Source organism: Actinoplanes siamensis (genome assembly GCF_016862395.1).
Taxonomy (GTDB): domain Bacteria; phylum Actinomycetota; class Actinomycetes; order Mycobacteriales; family Micromonosporaceae; genus Actinoplanes; species Actinoplanes siamensis.
Genome location: NZ_BOMW01000008.1, coordinates 101,786 through 116,748 on the forward strand (window position 1 = coordinate 101,786; position 14,963 = coordinate 116,748).

The following is a 14,963-nucleotide window of genomic DNA, read 5'->3' on the forward strand; positions in this document are numbered from 1 at the left end:
CCACCTCTGACCGCCGGCGTGAGGTGCTGGCAGGGTGGACGGCATGCGGATCCTGGTGGTGGAGGACGACGCCGCGGTGCGTGACTCGCTCGCGCGCACACTGCGCTTCGAGGGATATCAGGTGGAGATCGCCGGCGACGGGCTGCAGGCCCTCGACGCGGTCCGCGCCGGCCAGCCGGACGCGCTGATCCTCGATGTCAGCATGCCGCGGATGGACGGCCTGGAGGCCTGCCGCCGGCTGCGCGCCGGCGGGGTGCTGCTGCCGGTGCTGATGCTGACCGCCCGGGACGGCGTCGGCGACCGGGTGGCCGGCCTCGACGCGGGCGCCGACGACTACCTCGTCAAACCCTTCGCCCTGCAGGAACTGCTGGCCCGGATCCGGGCCCTGCTGCGCCGGTCGGCGCTGACCGCGCCGGCCGGCGCCCCGGTGGAGACCGGGGCGGGCGAGTGGCTGGCCTTTTCGGATGTACGGCTCAATCCCCGCACACGCGAGGTCCATCGGGCCGGACGGCCGCTGAGGTTGACGCGTACGGAGTTCGACATCCTCGAGGCGTTCCTGCGCCACCCGCGTCAGGTGCTCACCCGGGCCGCGCTCTTCGAGCAGGTGTGGGGCTACGACTTCGGCGAGGGATCGAACAGCCTGCACGTCTACCTGGGTTACCTGCGGCGCAAACTGGAGGCGCGGGGCGAGCCGCGGCTGCTGCACACCGTGCGCGGGGTCGGCTTCGTGCTGCGGGAGGAGCCGCTGTGAACGACCGTCGGGGAGGCGCCGCCGTGCGCGGGTTCGTCGCGCGGCTCCCGCCGGGCCGGTGGTGGCGGGCGCGCCCGCTGCACGCCCGGTTGTCGCTGCTGGTCACCGGCGCGGTGGGGGCGGCCGTGCTGGTGGTGGCGGCGGGCGCCTGGATCGCGGTCGGCCAGATCCAGCGGCACCAGGTGGCGCTGGAGCTGAGCAGCGACGCCGCGTCCATCGCGGCCAACCCGCAGCAGTGGCTGGCGACCGAGTCCTCCCGGACCCGGGACGACGGCAACCGCCCGGCGTACGGCAAGGGCGCGGGCCGCGACCGGGAGATCGGCCCGTGCTGGCAGATCCTCGACCCGGACGGCACGGCGGCCGGTGGCAGCCGCACCACGCTGCCGATCACCACCACCGCCAAGGAGATCGCCACCGGCACGCGGGAGGAGGCCGTGCAGGAGAAGATCGTGCTCGGTCCGGACGACTACATGATGCTCACCGTGCCGCTCGCCGGTGGGGGAGCGGTCCAGGTCGGCATGGACGAGGATCCCGGCGAGCGCGTGCTCACCGCGTTCGGGGTGCTGCTCGCGCTGGGCTGCGCGGCAGGCGTCGCCGGCGCGGCGTTCCTGGGGCGCACGGTGGCCCGCGCCGGCCTGGCCCCGGTGGAACGCCTGACCTCGGCGGTCGAGGACGTCGCCGTCACCCAGGACCTGGACCAGCCGATCGTGGTCCACGGCGCCGACGAGATCGCCCGGCTGGGCCGCTCGGTGAACGCGATGCTGGCCGCGATCGACGCCTCCCGTCGGGCCCAGCGCACCCTGGTCGAGGACGCCGGTCACGAGCTGCGCACCCCGCTGACCAGCATCCGCACCAACGTGGAGCTGCTGCTGGAGCTGGAACGCCGCCCGGAGCTGGCGCATCGCCTGCCTCCGGAGGAACGCGCCAAGCTGCTCGCCGACCTGGACGCCCAGGTACGCGAGCTGGCCACGCTGACCACCGAGCTGGTTGAGCTCTCCCGGGAGGAGGCCACCCGCGAGACGATCGAACCGCTCGACTTCGCCGAGGTGGTGTCCGCGGCCCTGGACCGGGTGCGCATCCGGGTGCCCGGCCTGGCCTACGACACGGCGCTCGACCTGGCCCCGGTCCTGGGCCGGCCCGGCGAGCTGGAGCGCATGGTGGTGAACGTGCTGGACAACGCCGCCAAGTGGAGCCCGCCCGGCGGCTCGGTCCAGGTCCGTCTGACCACCGCGGAGCCCGGCTGGACGGTCCTCACGGTCACCGACGGCGGCCCGGGCATCGCGGCCGAGGACCTGCCGCACGTCTTCGACCGCTTCTACCGCGCGCCGGCTGCGCGCTCGATGCCCGGCTCCGGTCTGGGCCTGGCCATCGTCGCCCAGACCGCCGCCCAGCACGGCGGCTGCGCCACCGCCGCCCCGGCCAGCGCGCCCGGTGCCGGCACCACGGTGACGATCCGGCTCCCGGCCCAGCCGCTCGCCGCGGCGTAGCGCCAAGCGTCCCGGCCCGCGCCCCCGGGGGCGGCCGCCGGCCGCGGGCGCGCCGCGAATCGGTCAGGCGGGGCCGAGGTGGTCCATCGAGCGGAGCGCCTCGACGACACCGGTGAGGTGGTCGCGCATCGCCGCCTCGGCCGCCTTCGCGGGCCAGTGGTCACGACACGCGCGCGACTCGGCGCGGTCCGCCGGTCCCGCCCCGGACCGGCCGGCGGTTGGACGGTTTCCCGACTCCGGGCGGCGAGGCGGCGCGGTCCTGTACCAGGATCAAGACGTGCACCGTCCACTTCGGCGGCACTGCGACCTGGCGGAAGAGGCGTGACAACGATGAGTGACGAGACGATCGCGATCGTCGGGGCCGGCATCGTCGGGCTGGCGATCGGCCGGGAGATCACCCTTCGCCGCCCGGGGACCAGGGTCGTCGTGCTGGAGAAGGAGCACGACGTCGCGCTGCACCAGACCGGGCACAACTCCGGGGTGGTGCACGCCGGGATCTACTACGCGCCGGGCAGCCTGAAGTCGCGGCTGTGCACGCGGGGGCGGGCGCTGCTCAAGGAGTACTGCCAGGAGCGGGACATCGCGTACGACGAGTGCGGGAAACTCGTCGTGGCGGTGCGGGCCGACGAGCTGGGGCGACTGGACGACCTGGAGAAGCGGGCGCGGGAGAATGCCGTACCGGGACTGCGGCGGGTCGATCCCGCGGGGATCCGGGAGATCGAGCCGCATGCCGCCGGCCTCGCCGCGCTGCACTCGCCGGAGACCGCCATCACGGATTTCCCGGGCGTCGCCCGGGCCTTCGCCGCCGACATCGCCGCCGCCGGGGGAGAGGTCCGCTGCGGCTGGCCGGTCGACAAGATCGCGGAGTACGGCGGTCGCACCGTGATCGCCGCGGGGCGGCGCACCCTGACCGCCGACCGTCTGATCGTCTGCGCCGGCCTCCAGAGCGACCGCGTCGCCCGGCTCGCCGGGGACCGCGCGGAACCGGCCATCGTCCCGTTCCGCGGTGAGTACATGCGGGTCGGACCGGCCAAGGCGGGACTGGTCCGCGGCATGATCTACCCGGTCCCCGACCCGCGCTACCCGTTCCTCGGCGTGCACTTCACCCGCCGCGTCACCGGCGTGGTCGAGGTCGGCCCGAACGCGGTGCTGGCCACCGCCCGCGAGGGCTACCGGCGCTCCGGGCTCTCGGTGCGCGACCTGGCCGCCGTCGCCGCGTGGCCGGGCACCTGGCGGATGGCCCGCCGGCACTGGCGGACCGGCGTCAAAGAGGTGCGCGGCTCGCTCTCCAAGACCCGCTACATGGCCGAGGCCCAGCGGTACGTGCCGGAGATCGGCGCGTCCGACGTGGTCCGGGCCGGCGCCGGCGTGCGTGCCCAGGCGCTGGACCGCGACGGCAGCCTGGTCGACGACTTCCGCATCCACCGGATGGGCGCCGTCACGGCCATCCGCAACGCCCCGTCACCGGCGGCGACGTCGTCGCTGGCGATCGCCGAGCACGTCCTGCACGCGATCTTCGACTGACCCGGGCCGTCCAGCCGGGCCGACCGGCGCCCAGGGGCGAACCGGACCACCGGGACGGCGCAGCCGAAACCGAGCAGCAGCCCCGGGGCCCTTCCCGACCGTCAGACTTCAGCGTGCGCCGAGGACTTCTTCCGTGCGGCCGGGACGACCAGCGGGGTGCCGGTCTCCGGGTCGTCGATCACCCGGCAGGGCAGCCCGAAGACCTCCTCCACCAGCGCGGCGGTGAGCACGTCGGCCGGCGCGCCGGCCCTGGCGACCCGCCCGCCGCGCATGGCGATCAGATGCGTGGCGTAACGGGCGGCGTGGTTCAGGTCGTGCAGCACCGCGACCAGCGTGCGCCCCTGCTTCTCGTGCAGGTCGGCGCAGAGGTCCAGCACCTCGATCTGGTGTGCGATGTCCAGGTACGTCGTCGGCTCGTCCAGCAGCAGCAGCGGCGTCTGCTGGGCCAGCGCCATGGCGATCCACACCCGCTGGCGCTGGCCGCCGGAGAGCTCGTCGACGCTGCGGTCGGCCAGATCGCCCACCCCGGTCGCGGCCATCGACTCGGTGACCACTGTCTCGTCCTCGGTGGACCAGCGGCGTAGGAGGCTCTGGTGTGGGTAGCGGCCGCGGGCGACCAGCTCGGCCACGGTGATCCCGTCCGGGGCGGTGGACGACTGCGGCAGCAGGCCGAGCGTCCGGGCGACGGTGCGGGTGGGCAGCGTGTGCACGTCGCTGCCGTCCAGCAGCACCGTCCCGACCGCCGGCTTGAGCAGCCGGGCCAGGGCACGGAGCAGTGTCGACTTGCCGCACGCGTTCGGGCCGATGATCACGGTGAACGAGCCGTCCGGGATGTCGACGCTCAGCTCCTCCGCGATGACCCGCTTGTCGTACGCCAGGGTCATCCCGGTCCCGCTCAGTCGGCTCATTCCTGCGCTCCTGTGGTGGTCTTCGCGAATACGGGGATCAAATCCGGCCGGCCTTGCGTTGCGAGACCAGCAGCCAGACGAGGTAGGCCCCGCCCAGCGCCCCGGTCACCACGCCCACCGGCAGCGGATAGCCGGAGTGCATGGCCAGCCAGTCCGCGCCGACGGTGAGCAGCGCGCCGACGGCCATCGAGGGCAGCAGGTTCGGGCCCGGCGCGCGGGTCAGCCGCCTGGCGATGTTCGGCGCGATCAGCGCGACGAAGTTGACCGGCCCGGCCGCGGCCGCCGCGCACGCCACCACCAGAGCCGCGGCGAGCAGCGCGCCGGTGCGCACGCGCCGGACCGGAACGCCCAGCCCGGCCGCGATGTCGTCGCCCATCTCCAGCATCCGCAGACCCGGACCGCAAGCCAGGGCGAGGAACGGGACGGCCACCACCAGCACGCCGAGCAGCGGCAGCGCCTCCTCCCAGCCCCGTCCGTCGAAGCTGCCGGTGAGCCAGAGCATCGCCCTGGCGTTCTCCATCTGCACGCCCTTGGTCAGCAGCCAGCCGCTGATCCCGTTGAGGATCGCCGCCATGCCGACGCCGACCAGGATGAACCGGTACCCGTGCAGGCCCCGCCGGCCGCCGACGAGCTGGATCAGCAGGGCCGCCGCGACACCGCCGGCCACCGCGGCGAGCGAGAGCTGGGCGCTGGTGCCGCCGAGGACCACCACGGCCAGCCCCGCGGTGCTCGCGCCGTTGACGATGCCGAGCACGTCGGGGCTGCCCAGCGGGTTGCGGGTGAGTGACTGGAAGGTCGCGCCGGAGGCGGCCAGGGCCATGCCGACCAGGACGGCGGTGACCACCCGGGGCAGCCGCAGCTCGTTGATGATGAACGCGTGCGCGGCGGTGCCCTGACCGGCCAGGGTCCTCACCACGTCGCCGGGGGCGATCGGGAAGTCTCCGGTGCCCAGCGTGAGCACGGCCAGCACGGCCATGCCGGCCAGCGCGACGGCGCCGACGAGCACGGCGCGGGGACGGACGGTGGCCATCATTTGACGACTCGCACGAGGTAGAGGAAGAGGGGACCGCCGAGCACCGCGGTGACCACGCCGACCTGCAGCTCGCCGGGGCTGCCCAGGACCCGGCCGAGCACGTCGGCGCCGACCAGCAGCACCGGCGAGAGCACCGCCGTGTAGGGCAGCATCCAGCGCAGGTCGGGCCCGGTGAACGGGCGGACCAGGTGCGGGATGAGCAGGCCGACGAAGATGATCGGGCCGCACGCCGCGGTGGCCGCGCCGCAGAGCAGGGTGACCGCGACGATCACCAGGACCCGGATGACGCCGGGCCGGGCGCCGAGGGCGCGGGCCGCGTCGTCGCCGAGAGCCAGCGCGTTCAGCGGGCGGGCCGTGGCCAGCGCGAGCAGCAGGCCGGCCAGGATGAACGGCAGCACCCGGTGGATCGTCGGGAAGTCCGCGCTGGCCAGTGAGCCGACCGTCCAGAACCGCATCGCCTCGACCGACTCGGTGTGGGCGAGCAGGACCGCGCTCACGTACGAGTAGAGGGTGGCGTTCAGCGCCGCGCCGGCCAGCGCCAGCCGGGCCGGAGTGGCCGCGCGCCCGCCGCCCACCGCGTACACCAGCGCGGTGACGATCGCGGCGCCGATCAGAGCGAACCAGACGTATCCGGAGAAGGTCGCGATGCCCAGGAAGGCGGCGGCCGTGGCGACCGCTGCCGAGGCGCCGGCGTTGATGCCGAGCAGGCCCGGGTCGGCGAGCGGGTTGCGGGTCAGCGCCTGCATGATCGCGCCGGCCAGGCCCAGGGCGAGGCCGACGAGCAGGCCCAGCAACGTCCGGGGCAGCCGCATCTCGTGAACGATCCGGTAGTACGGCGAACCGGAGTCGACCAGGCCGGACCAGACCTCGCCGGGGGCGAGAAAACGCGCGCCGAACCCGATGCCGAGCACCAGCACGACGGCGAGCACCGCGAGCGCGGCCAGCAGCCCGGCCGCGAGCCTCCCCTGGCTGCGGACCCGCTGTTCAGAACGGGTGTCGATGGTGGACAGTGGTGGGCTCCCGTTCGCTTCCGGCGGATCCTGTTGACGCGCTTTCGGCTCGTTAGGTTAGCCTAACCATTCATCCGGTCGAGCGACCGGCCTGTTGTTCTGCGAAAGATGTGAACATGTCACTTTCCTCCTTTCCCCTGTCCCGTCGTGGCCTGCTGACGGCCGGCGGGGCCGTCGCCGCCGGCGCGGTGCTGAGCGCATGTGGCAGCAAGGATGACGACACGTCCTCGCCGGCTTCCTCGGCCGCCGCCTCCGGCCCGTGGTCCTTCACCGACGACGTGCCCAAGGAGTTGACGGCGGACCGGACGCCGTCCAAGATCGTCGCTTTCACCGGAACCGCTGCCGCGCTGGCCGACCTGGGGCTGCAGGACAAGATCGTCGGTGTCTTCGGCGAGACCAAGAAGTCCGACGGCACCGCCGAGGAGCAGGCCGGCTCGCTGGACATCGGCAAGGTCCAGATCATCGGCAACGCGTGGGGTGAGTTCTCCGTCGAGAAGTACGCCGCGCTCACCCCGGACGTGCTGATCACGCACATGTTCGACCCGGGCGCGTACTGGTACGTCCCGGACGAGTCGAAGGACAAGATCCTCGCGGTGGCTCCGGCGGCCGCGATCTCCGTCGGCCGCGTCCCGCTGACCAAGCCGATCGAGCGCTACGCCGAGCTGGCCAAGTCCCTCGGCGCCGACCTGACCGCGCCGAAGGTCGCCGAGGCCAAGGCCCGCTTCGAGAAGGCCGCCGCCGACCTGACCGCCGCCGCCAAGGCGTCCGGCGGCGTCAAGGTGCTGTTCGGCTCCGGTAGCCCGGACATCTTCTACGTCTCCAGCGCCGCGGTCAGCTCCGACCTGATGTACTTCAAGGAGCTCGGCGTCGACCTGATCCTCCCCGAGGTCAAGGGCCAGGACTACTACGAGTCCCTGAGCTGGGAGAACGCCGACAAGTACAAGGCCGACATCATTTTCCTGGACTCCCGCACCGGCACCCTGCAGCCCAAGGACCTGGTGTCCAAGCCGGCCTGGAACGCGCTGCCCGCCGTCAAGGCCAACCAGGTGTTCCCGTGGCAGGCCGTCCCGATCTACTCGTGGAACGGCGCCGCCCCGCTGCTGGAGGCCCTGACCGCCGCGATCAAGAAGTCCAAGAAGGTCGCCTGACCTGCGCCCCGCCGCCGGTGCCCGGCACCGGCGGCGGGACCGCGGCGTCCTGTCCGGCGCGGGTCACCACCTCGCCGGACCAGCGCAGCGCCCCGCGGTCGGCCAGATAACGCACGTGCGCCATGGTCTCGGCGATCGCGCCGACCCGCATCGCACCGATCTGCGCCCACGGCCGTGACCAGGTCAGGCCAGCGGCCAGCTGCCAGATCGTGGGCGCCCCCAGCTTGTCCACGACCGCCACGACCTCCTCGCACCGCTGGTCGTGATGCGCCCGCAACTGCCGGGCGCGCGCCGCGATGCCCCGGAACCGGTACTCGTGCGCGGGCAGCGCCTCCAGTTCGTCGTACCCCGCCACCTTCGTCAGCGATTCCAGGAACGCCTCGAGCGGCGACGAGCCGGGCCGCTGCAGGCCGATGTTGGGACTGATCCGCGGCAGCAGGTGATCGCCGGTGAGCAGCACCCCGGCGTCCGCCTCGACCAGGCAGATGTGCCCGGGGGTATGCCCCGGGGTCCACACCGTGGTCAGTCTGCGCCCCTTGACCGGCACCGGGTCGCCGTCCTCGAGCAGCACGTCCGGCTTGGCCGGTGCGGAGAGCCGGTGCTGCCCGATCGTCCCGGCCAGCACCGCGATCTCGTCCTCCGGCACCTGGTGCGCCCGCAGCCACTCGGCGGGCGAGCCGCCGGGCGTCAGCGCGTCCCGCTCGGCCGGGTGCATGGCCACCCAGGCGCCCCGGTCCTGGAGCCGCTTGGAGAGCCCGTGATGGTCCGAGTGCACGTGCGTGACCACCACACCGGCCACGTCGTCAGCGGTCGCCCCGGCCGCGGCCAGCCCGTCCCGCAGTGCCGCCCAGCCCTCGTCGCTGTCCCAGCCCGGGTCCACGACCACCACCCCGTCGTCGCCCGGGATCAGGTAACAGATGGTGTATCGCAGCGGATTGTCCGGGATCGGCACCGGCACCGACCAGATCCCACAGGTCAGCCGGCCCGCCGCCGGCAGCGTCCAGGCGCCGTCGGTCAGCCGCTCCACCGGGGGCAGGACGCGCGCCCGCCAGGCCTCGTGCTGCGCGACACCGGTCACGACGATCCCGGCTGCCATCCCGTACCCCACTTCCTAGACGGACCCGGTCCAGGAATACGACCCTAAACCGATCGGTACGGGAACGGCGACGCCGGCCCCGCGGCCACTCGGTCGCACCGCCGTGCCGCTGACGGCCGGTCCCTTCCGCGGCACAGCGCCGAGCGCTGTCGCGGCGTCCTTCAACGGCAAGGGCCGCGCGCTGCCGCCAGCGGCCCCCGGCCGGGCGCGGGGCACGCGCCGCCCTCGAACCCCGCGGGGCACGCGCCGCCGCCGAACCGCGCGGCACGCGCCGCCCCCGAACCGCGGGGCACGCGCCGCCATCACGCCCAGGCGGAAGCGGGAGTCGCGCCGCGGCCCGGAGTGGCGGCGGCGCCGCGGGCACGACCGGCGGGGACGGCCGATCAGGGCGTACCGCGGAAAATCAAGCGGCGCCGGTGTAGGCGGCGAACGTCGCGGCGGACCGCCTCCGCGCGTCCTGCGGGGCGGTCCCGGAGGCGATGTCCGCCTCGGCCCACGCGTCGCTGCTCAGCCGCAGGAAGCGCTTGCCCTCCTCGGAGCCCAGCCAGGCCATGATCGCCTCGGGGTCGCGCGGCGCGTCCGGTGCGGCGAGGTGCATGGCCAGCCCGAGCAGCCCGGAGTCCCAGCCCAAGCCGACCGCGCCGGGTCCGAACTGGTCCCAGCGGTCGTCGACGTGCGCGGTGTGCTCCAGAGTGAACCGGGTGCGCTCCTCGCCCTCCGGGGTGAGGCGGACCTCGATCCAGCTGATGCCGCCGCCGAACTCCCAGGTGGCGGCGAACGAGCGCGGCTTGTCGCAGCTGGTGATCGTGCCGCCGGCGTTGCCCTCGAACTGGTACTTCCCGCCCTCGCGCAGCTCCCCGGAGACCGGCAGGAACCAGCGCTCGATGCGCTCCGCGGTGGTCACCACGTCCCACAGATCGTCCAGGTCGGTGTCGTAGACCTGGCTGATCGTCAGAACCCGGGCCTCGCCGGCCTCCAGGGTCCGGTCGCCCAGCGTGCGGCGAACGCTGCTGATCTGCTCGGTCACGTCGATCATCGGGTCTCCTCCAAGCTGTCGGAAGCGGCCAGCCGCCGCTGTCGTTTTCCGCGGGCGACCTCGGTGGCCATCGCGGCGAGGCGCGGCGTCCAGAACCGCCGGAACCGGCTCAGCCACTCGTCCGCCTGGCGCAGCGCGGTGTCGTCGACCGCGTAGAGCCGCCGCGCGCCGTCCGGCCGGACGGTGGCGAAGCCGTTGTCCCGCAGCACCTTCAGGTGCTGCGAGACGGCCGGCTGGGAGATGCCGAACTCGGCGCGGATCACCGCGGTCACCGCGCCGGAGGTCTGCTCGCCGTCGGCGAGCAGCTCCAGGATGCGGCGCCGGACCGGATCGCCGAGCACGTCGAACGCATGCACGCGGGCACCCTATCAGACGAGACTTATATAAGAAGCACCTTAGAGCCCGGAGCCGGAAAGCGGGGAAGCGGGCCGGGGGAGTAGGGTCCCGGCCCGCTTCCGCTCCTGGCCCGCGCAGGGGAGGGCGGGTCAGAAGTCGTCGGCCGTCCGGATCCGGGAGCGGATCAACTGGCCGGAGGCGGTCAGCGTGCTCGCCCCGGAGAAGGAGGCGGCCTCCGCGCTGGCCGGCAGCGCGAAGAACGCCACGGCCGAGGCGGTGGCCACGGCGAACGCCGAGGCCGGAATGACTTTCAAGCTACGCTTCAACGCTGCGTCACCTTAGGGGAGGGAAATTTGGGAGCGCTCCCAAATCTGGGTGACGACTGTAACCCGCCTCTGGATACGTGTAAAGATCGCCCCGGGATCAATCGCATCGCCACGGCCGGCGCGGCCGCGGCTGATGCGACGAGGGCGGAACGGCGGTGGCCGCGGCGGCCAGCGCCGCCGCGGCCACCTTGGCGTCCTTCAGGTCGGCCGGGTCACGGGTCACCTGGTGGCGCAGCAGCAGCGACTGCCACTGCCGCCGCCAGGCGCGCACGGCCAGTTCGGTGCCGGGGTCGGCGACCAGGACCATGCAGCCGGCCGCGTCCACCAGCGCGTCCCAGTCGCCGACGTCGCCGGACCGCTCGGCCCGCTCCTGCAGCAGGTCGAAGAGAACTCCCCATCCGATGACGAGATCGGGGTGGCCCGCCGGGGCCCCGTGCAACAGCCGGTAGATCTCGTCAATGGCGTGCTCGAGGCCGCGGGGGTGCTCCGCGTCCACCGTGAACGCCACGACGAGGGCCGTGTGGATGAACTCCTCGCCGTCCATACACCAAACGGTAGACGTGGATACGCGCGGGTCAAGCCCTATGTAGATTTATTCCGGGGCAACCGGCGCCACCGCCGGCGTGGGGATGACTGCGCGGCGTTCAGGCAGTCCCGGCCGAAGAGGACAGGGATCTGTCCGGACCGGATGGTGGCGCCGGTCGGGTCGGCCGGGGAGAGGTCGCCGGCCCTCTGCAACTGCCCGAAGAAGTCGACGCCCTCGACGGCGCCGCCCTGGGCGACCGGGCCCCGCCATCGACAGGGGTCGGTCTTTCTCTCCCGGCGGCTGCGGCAGAATGGGAAAGATGAGTGACGGTACAGAGTGGACGGACATCAGGTCCGGCGACGCGGACGACGTCCCGGCCGTGATGGCGCTGCTCGACGGTGCGGTGCGCTGGCTCACCGCGCGGGGCCGCCCCGGCCAGTGGGGCACCGAGCCGCTCTCCGGGAGCCGTCGGCTCACCACGCTCATCGCCGGGATCGCCGCCGCCGGCGATCTCCACCTCGCGGTCCGCGGCGGCGTCGTGGTGGGCGCCCTCGGCATCGGGAAACCCCCGGCCCACGTGTCGCCGGCGCCCGAGCCCGAGATCTACATCGTGCTGCTGGTGGCCGACCGGGACCACCCCGGCCGGGGCATCGGCCGGCACCTGCTGGCGCACGCCCGCCGGCTCGCCGTCGCCGCCGGCGCCCGCCTGCTCCGCGTCGACTGCTACGCCGGGGACGACCAGGCCCTGGTCCGTTACTACGAGAGTCAGGGCTTCACCGCGACCCAGCGGTTCACCGTGCCCCAGGGCGACAAGCGGTGGCCCGCCCAGGTGCTGGAGCAGCGTCTGGGCTGACACCCGGCCGGGCGGGCGGTCAGCGCCCCGGCGCGGTGCCGATCGCCAGCAGGTGCGCGCTGGTGGCGGCCAGTTCCGGTTCGGCGGAGTAGATCCGGGCCAGCTGCAGCGCGCCGGCGAGCCGGCGATTTTACCTCGCCGCGGAACGTTGTCGCAGGTCACAGGCGGCGGGACAGGTGGTCGAGGCGGTCCGGGCCGGGCATATCGTGCTCCGCGATGAAGATCTTCAGGAAGGTGTCGCACCCGATGCCGGCGGCGTTGCGGGCCGGGGTCAGCGTGGCCGTCCCGTTGCTGGTGGTGCTGGTGGCCGACCGGCCGGAGTGGTCGATGTACGCCGCTTTCGGCGCGTTCACCTCGCTCTACGGGCGGACCCGGTCCGGCCGCCCCCGGCTGATCATGCAGGCCGGCGCGGCCGCCGCGCTGATCACCGCGGTGCTGCTCGGCGTGCTGGTGGGCTCGCTCGCCGAGCGGAACTGGCCGGCGGTCGCGGTGGTCGGGCTGGTGGCCGCCGCCGGGACGGCGATCGCCACCGCCGAGCAGTGGCATCCGCCCGGCGCGCTGTTCCTGACATTCGCCTTCGGGGCGGTGGCCTCGGCACCGCATCACCTCGCCGACGTGCCGGCCGCCGCCGGCGTGGCCTCGGCCAGTGCCGCGTTCTCGCTGCTGGTGGGCAGTCTACGCGGGAGGCGGCCAGCCGGCGGCCGGACCGGGCGGCCGCCGGTGGAACGGGGTGACGCGGAACCGGGCCGGGTCTGGCACCGGCTGCGCGCGGTGGACGTGCGCGAGGCGGTCTGGTGCGGCGTGGCCGCCTCGGTCGCCGGGATCGTGGCCACCGGCCTGGGCATCGGCCACCCGTACTGGGCGACCGTCGCCGCGGTGGCTCCGCTGAGCGTGGCCGGCCGGTCGGCGCGGTTGCTGCGGGCCGGGCACCGGATCGGCGGGACCCTCGTCGGCCTGGTGGCCGCGGCCGGCGTGCTGGCGCTGGGCCTCGGGCCGTACCCCGCGATCCTGGCCCTCGCTGTGCTGCAGATCGGCGCCGAACTGGTGGTCGGGCGGCACTACGGCCTGGCCATGGTATTCATCACGCCGCTGGCGCTGCTGATGAACCAGATGGCCGCGCCGCGGGCGATCAGCGAGCTGCTCTGGGACCGGGGCGTCGAGACCGCTGTCGGAGCCGCGGTGGCCTGCGCGGTGATCCTGCTCGCGGCGCCGCGGGCCCGGGGGCCGGCCCCTCGCCGGGTGGGCGAGGGGCCGGGCTCGAGGTAGGACCGCCGGATCGGAGGGAATCAGCGGGCGAGGTGGTCGCCCTGGTAGGGCAGCTTCGGCGCGGCGGCGCGGGCCGCGGCGCGCAGGCTGCCGTCCGGGTAGAAGCCGGACCTGGTGAGCGCCAGGGTCAGCACGGCGTGCGCCGCGCCGTCGCCCAGCTCGGCGAGGGCCTTGGTGCTCAGGTTGTTGATGTCGTCGCAGGCCTGGTGGTAGCAGGCGTCGTACGGCGCGCCGGCCGTACCGCCGTACACCGTCGCCTGCTCCGCCGTCTTCTCGCCCTCGGCACCGCTGAACAGGCCGCCGGCCGGGATGCCGACCTCGATGAACGGCCCGTAGTCGCTGCGGCCGTCGAACGCGGTCGGGTCGGTGGCCAGGCCCTGGTCGGCGAAGTACTCGGTGAACAGCCCTTCGATCTGCTCGGAGCCGGCCGGGCCGGACGCGCCGGTGTCCGAGCCGTCGCCGTCGTAGACGAAGCGGACGTAGTTCGGCGAGCCGACCATGTCGAAGTTCAGGTTCGCGAAGATCTTGGCGAGCTCGGCGTCGCTCAGGTTCGCCACGTAGTGCTCCGAGCCGAGCAGACCCGACTCCTCGGCGCCCCAGAAGGCGAAGCGCACCTTCTGCCGCGGCTTGACCTTCAGCTTGGCCAGCTGGACGGCGATCTCCAGGTTGGTGGCCGTGCCGCTGCCGTTGTCGTTGATGCCGGGCCCGGCGACCACCGAGTCCAGGTGGGCGCCGACCACCAGCACCCGGTCGGCATCGCCGCCCGGGCTGTCGGCGATGATGTTGCTGGTGACCGCGTTCGCGTCGACCTGGGTGCTGGTCTGCACCCGGACCGTCACGCTCCCGGCGGACGCGGCGGCGTCCAGCGCGCTGCCGTCGGCGAAGCTCAGCCCGACCACCGGGATCGCGGCCGGCCCGCCCAGCGTGCCCTGGAAGAGTTCGGTCCGCCCCTCCTGGCCCTCGTTGAAGATGATCGCGGCGTCGTACCCGGCGGCCGCGGCGTTCGCGGCCTTCACCGCGAAGTCGCAGCCACCTCGCTGGATCAGCGCGATCTCCGGCGCGGACGCCGAGGCCGGCGCGAAGTCCGACGCGGCGCAGCCGGCCGTGGAGCTGGGCTCGGCGGTCGGCGGCAGGACGTTGTTCAGCGCCGGCACCACCCGGCCGGTGACGTCGCCGCTGGCCGAGTAGTCGTAGGTGACGGTCTCGTAGGCCGGGCCGGCCGGGGAGACGCGGGTGAGCCGCGCCGGGGCCAGCTCCCGGTAGAAGGGGAAGGTGAACTTCTGCTCGGTCACTCGGTATCCGGCCTGCTTGAGCACGCCGGATACGTACGCGGCGCCGGCCGCGAAACCTGGCGTGCCGGAGGCCCGGGTCCCGTCGTTCTGGTTCGCGATCCGCTGCAGCACGCGCTCGTGACCGAGGATCCCGGCCACGGTGACCGCGTCGCGCAGCTTCCTGGTGCTGATCTCGTCCACCGCGGACGCCTGCTGCGGAGCCAGGGTCACGACCAGAGCGGCGGCGAGCGGGACGGCGATGATGCGTTTATGCAACGTGCTTCCTCCACATTCGGCGATCTCGGCGGCCGTGCGCCGCCGCCGGTGTCGTCGGCCGCGCCCACGGCATCGAGGGTGATCAGCGTCCGCAGATTAGCTGACGTGAATGTGGC

The 14,963-nt window shown here is 73.5% G+C and carries 15 protein-coding genes; 6 read left to right on the plus strand and 9 right to left on the minus strand.

From position 1 onward, the window contains the following. Nucleotides 1-43: 43 nt before the first annotated feature. The 3 genes from Asi03nite_RS04000 to lhgD all read left to right on the plus strand — a co-directional run bounded on the left by Asi03nite_RS04000 (nucleotide 44) and on the right by lhgD (nucleotide 3,762). Complete coding sequence (locus Asi03nite_RS04000) at nucleotides 44-751, plus strand: response regulator transcription factor (RefSeq protein ID WP_203677015.1); 708 nt, start codon at nucleotides 44-46, stop codon at nucleotides 749-751. Continuing rightward, nucleotides 748-2,238 carry a HAMP domain-containing sensor histidine kinase gene (locus Asi03nite_RS04005; protein ID WP_239102367.1) on the plus strand — a complete coding sequence of 497 codons (1,491 nt, stop codon included), beginning with the start codon at nucleotides 748-750 and terminating at the stop codon, nucleotides 2,236-2,238. The genes Asi03nite_RS04000 and Asi03nite_RS04005 overlap by 4 nt, the downstream gene beginning before the upstream one ends. A 330-nt stretch (nucleotides 2,239-2,568) precedes the next feature. Beyond that, nucleotides 2,569-3,762, plus strand: a complete 1,194-nt coding sequence (lhgD, locus tag Asi03nite_RS04010; RefSeq protein WP_203677016.1) for an L-2-hydroxyglutarate dehydrogenase — start codon at nucleotides 2,569-2,571, stop codon at nucleotides 3,760-3,762. Between the two features lie 101 nt (nucleotides 3,763-3,863). On the opposite strand, the gene Asi03nite_RS04015 is transcribed toward lhgD, so the two are convergent. The 3 genes from Asi03nite_RS04015 to Asi03nite_RS04025 are packed head-to-tail and all read right to left on the minus strand — an operon-like array spanning nucleotide 3,864 to nucleotide 6,713. Beyond that, the gene (locus Asi03nite_RS04015; protein ID WP_203677017.1) at nucleotides 3,864-4,670 is read right to left on the minus strand and encodes an ABC transporter ATP-binding protein; all 807 of its coding nucleotides are present in this window, start codon (nucleotides 4,668-4,670) and stop codon (nucleotides 3,864-3,866) included. Nucleotides 4,671-4,707: 37 nt separating this feature from the next. Beyond that, nucleotides 4,708-5,703, minus strand: coding sequence for a FecCD family ABC transporter permease (locus Asi03nite_RS04020; protein ID WP_203677018.1), 996 nt, complete (start codon nucleotides 5,701-5,703; stop codon nucleotides 4,708-4,710). Next, nucleotides 5,700-6,713, minus strand: a complete 1,014-nt coding sequence (locus Asi03nite_RS04025) for a FecCD family ABC transporter permease (RefSeq protein WP_307833987.1) — start codon at nucleotides 6,711-6,713, stop codon at nucleotides 5,700-5,702. Before Asi03nite_RS04025 ends, Asi03nite_RS04020 begins: the two co-directional genes overlap by 4 nt. Nucleotides 6,714-6,823: 110 nt before the next feature. Here Asi03nite_RS04025 and Asi03nite_RS04030 point away from each other — a divergent pair, with 110 nt between their 5' ends. Then, the gene (locus Asi03nite_RS04030) at nucleotides 6,824-7,861 is read left to right on the plus strand and encodes an ABC transporter substrate-binding protein (RefSeq protein WP_203677019.1); all 1,038 of its coding nucleotides are present in this window, start codon (nucleotides 6,824-6,826) and stop codon (nucleotides 7,859-7,861) included. Here Asi03nite_RS04030 and Asi03nite_RS04035 read toward each other — a convergent pair. The 5 genes from Asi03nite_RS04035 to Asi03nite_RS04055 all read right to left on the minus strand — a co-directional run bounded on the left by Asi03nite_RS04035 (nucleotide 7,836) and on the right by Asi03nite_RS04055 (nucleotide 11,199). Continuing rightward, on the minus strand, nucleotides 7,836-8,957 hold the full coding sequence (locus Asi03nite_RS04035) for an MBL fold metallo-hydrolase (protein ID WP_203677020.1): 1,122 nt from the start codon (nucleotides 8,955-8,957) through the stop codon (nucleotides 7,836-7,838). The two genes, Asi03nite_RS04030 and Asi03nite_RS04035, sit on opposite strands and share 26 nt — an antisense overlap. A 403-nt stretch (nucleotides 8,958-9,360) precedes the next feature. After that, nucleotides 9,361-9,993, minus strand: coding sequence for an SRPBCC family protein (locus Asi03nite_RS04040; protein ID WP_203677021.1), 633 nt, complete (start codon nucleotides 9,991-9,993; stop codon nucleotides 9,361-9,363). After that, nucleotides 9,990-10,349, minus strand: coding sequence for an ArsR/SmtB family transcription factor (locus tag Asi03nite_RS04045; protein WP_203677022.1), 360 nt, complete (start codon nucleotides 10,347-10,349; stop codon nucleotides 9,990-9,992). Before Asi03nite_RS04045 ends, Asi03nite_RS04040 begins: the two co-directional genes overlap by 4 nt. Nucleotides 10,350-10,478: 129 nt before the next feature. Next, complete coding sequence (locus Asi03nite_RS04050) at nucleotides 10,479-10,655, minus strand: hypothetical protein (RefSeq protein WP_203677023.1); 177 nt, start codon at nucleotides 10,653-10,655, stop codon at nucleotides 10,479-10,481. Between the two features lie 97 nt (nucleotides 10,656-10,752). Further along, complete coding sequence (locus tag Asi03nite_RS04055; RefSeq protein WP_203677024.1) at nucleotides 10,753-11,199, minus strand: hypothetical protein; 447 nt, start codon at nucleotides 11,197-11,199, stop codon at nucleotides 10,753-10,755. A gap of 301 nt (nucleotides 11,200-11,500) precedes the next feature. Between Asi03nite_RS04055 and Asi03nite_RS04060 the strand changes: the two genes are divergently transcribed. Both Asi03nite_RS04060 and Asi03nite_RS04065 read left to right on the plus strand, forming a co-directional pair. Further along, complete coding sequence (locus Asi03nite_RS04060; RefSeq protein WP_203677025.1) at nucleotides 11,501-12,034, plus strand: GNAT family N-acetyltransferase; 534 nt, start codon at nucleotides 11,501-11,503, stop codon at nucleotides 12,032-12,034. A 216-nt stretch (nucleotides 12,035-12,250) separates the two neighbouring features. Next, nucleotides 12,251-13,300, plus strand: a complete 1,050-nt coding sequence (locus Asi03nite_RS04065; RefSeq protein ID WP_203677026.1) for an FUSC family protein — start codon at nucleotides 12,251-12,253, stop codon at nucleotides 13,298-13,300. A 20-nt stretch (nucleotides 13,301-13,320) separates the two neighbouring features. Here the strand turns inward: Asi03nite_RS04065 and Asi03nite_RS04070 are convergent, their stop codons facing one another. Further along, complete coding sequence (locus Asi03nite_RS04070) at nucleotides 13,321-14,847, minus strand: M28 family metallopeptidase (RefSeq protein WP_203677027.1); 1,527 nt, start codon at nucleotides 14,845-14,847, stop codon at nucleotides 13,321-13,323. Nucleotides 14,848-14,963: the final 116 nt, after the last annotated feature.

What these genes read in the sequence shown, in the direction of transcription:
- Asi03nite_RS04000 (WP_203677015.1), top strand. Translation starts at nt 44, where the DNA reads ATGCGGATCCTGGTGGTGGAGGACGACGCCGCGGTGCGTGACTCGCTC.
- lhgD (WP_203677016.1), top strand. Translation starts at nt 2,569, where the DNA reads ATGAGTGACGAGACGATCGCGATCGTCGGGGCCGGCATCGTCGGGCTG.
- Asi03nite_RS04015 (WP_203677017.1), bottom strand. Translation starts at nt 4,670, where the DNA reads ATGAGCCGACTGAGCGGGACCGGGATGACCCTGGCGTACGACAAGCGG.
- Asi03nite_RS04020 (WP_203677018.1), bottom strand. Translation starts at nt 5,703, where the DNA reads ATGATGGCCACCGTCCGTCCCCGCGCCGTGCTCGTCGGCGCCGTCGCG.
- Asi03nite_RS04035 (WP_203677020.1), bottom strand. Translation starts at nt 8,957, where the DNA reads ATGGCAGCCGGGATCGTCGTGACCGGTGTCGCGCAGCACGAGGCCTGG.
- Asi03nite_RS04040 (WP_203677021.1), bottom strand. Translation starts at nt 9,993, where the DNA reads ATGATCGACGTGACCGAGCAGATCAGCAGCGTTCGCCGCACGCTGGGC.
- Asi03nite_RS04055 (WP_203677024.1), bottom strand. Translation starts at nt 11,199, where the DNA reads ATGGACGGCGAGGAGTTCATCCACACGGCCCTCGTCGTGGCGTTCACG.
- Asi03nite_RS04060 (WP_203677025.1), top strand. Translation starts at nt 11,501, where the DNA reads ATGAGTGACGGTACAGAGTGGACGGACATCAGGTCCGGCGACGCGGAC.
- Asi03nite_RS04065 (WP_203677026.1), top strand. Translation starts at nt 12,251, where the DNA reads ATGAAGATCTTCAGGAAGGTGTCGCACCCGATGCCGGCGGCGTTGCGG.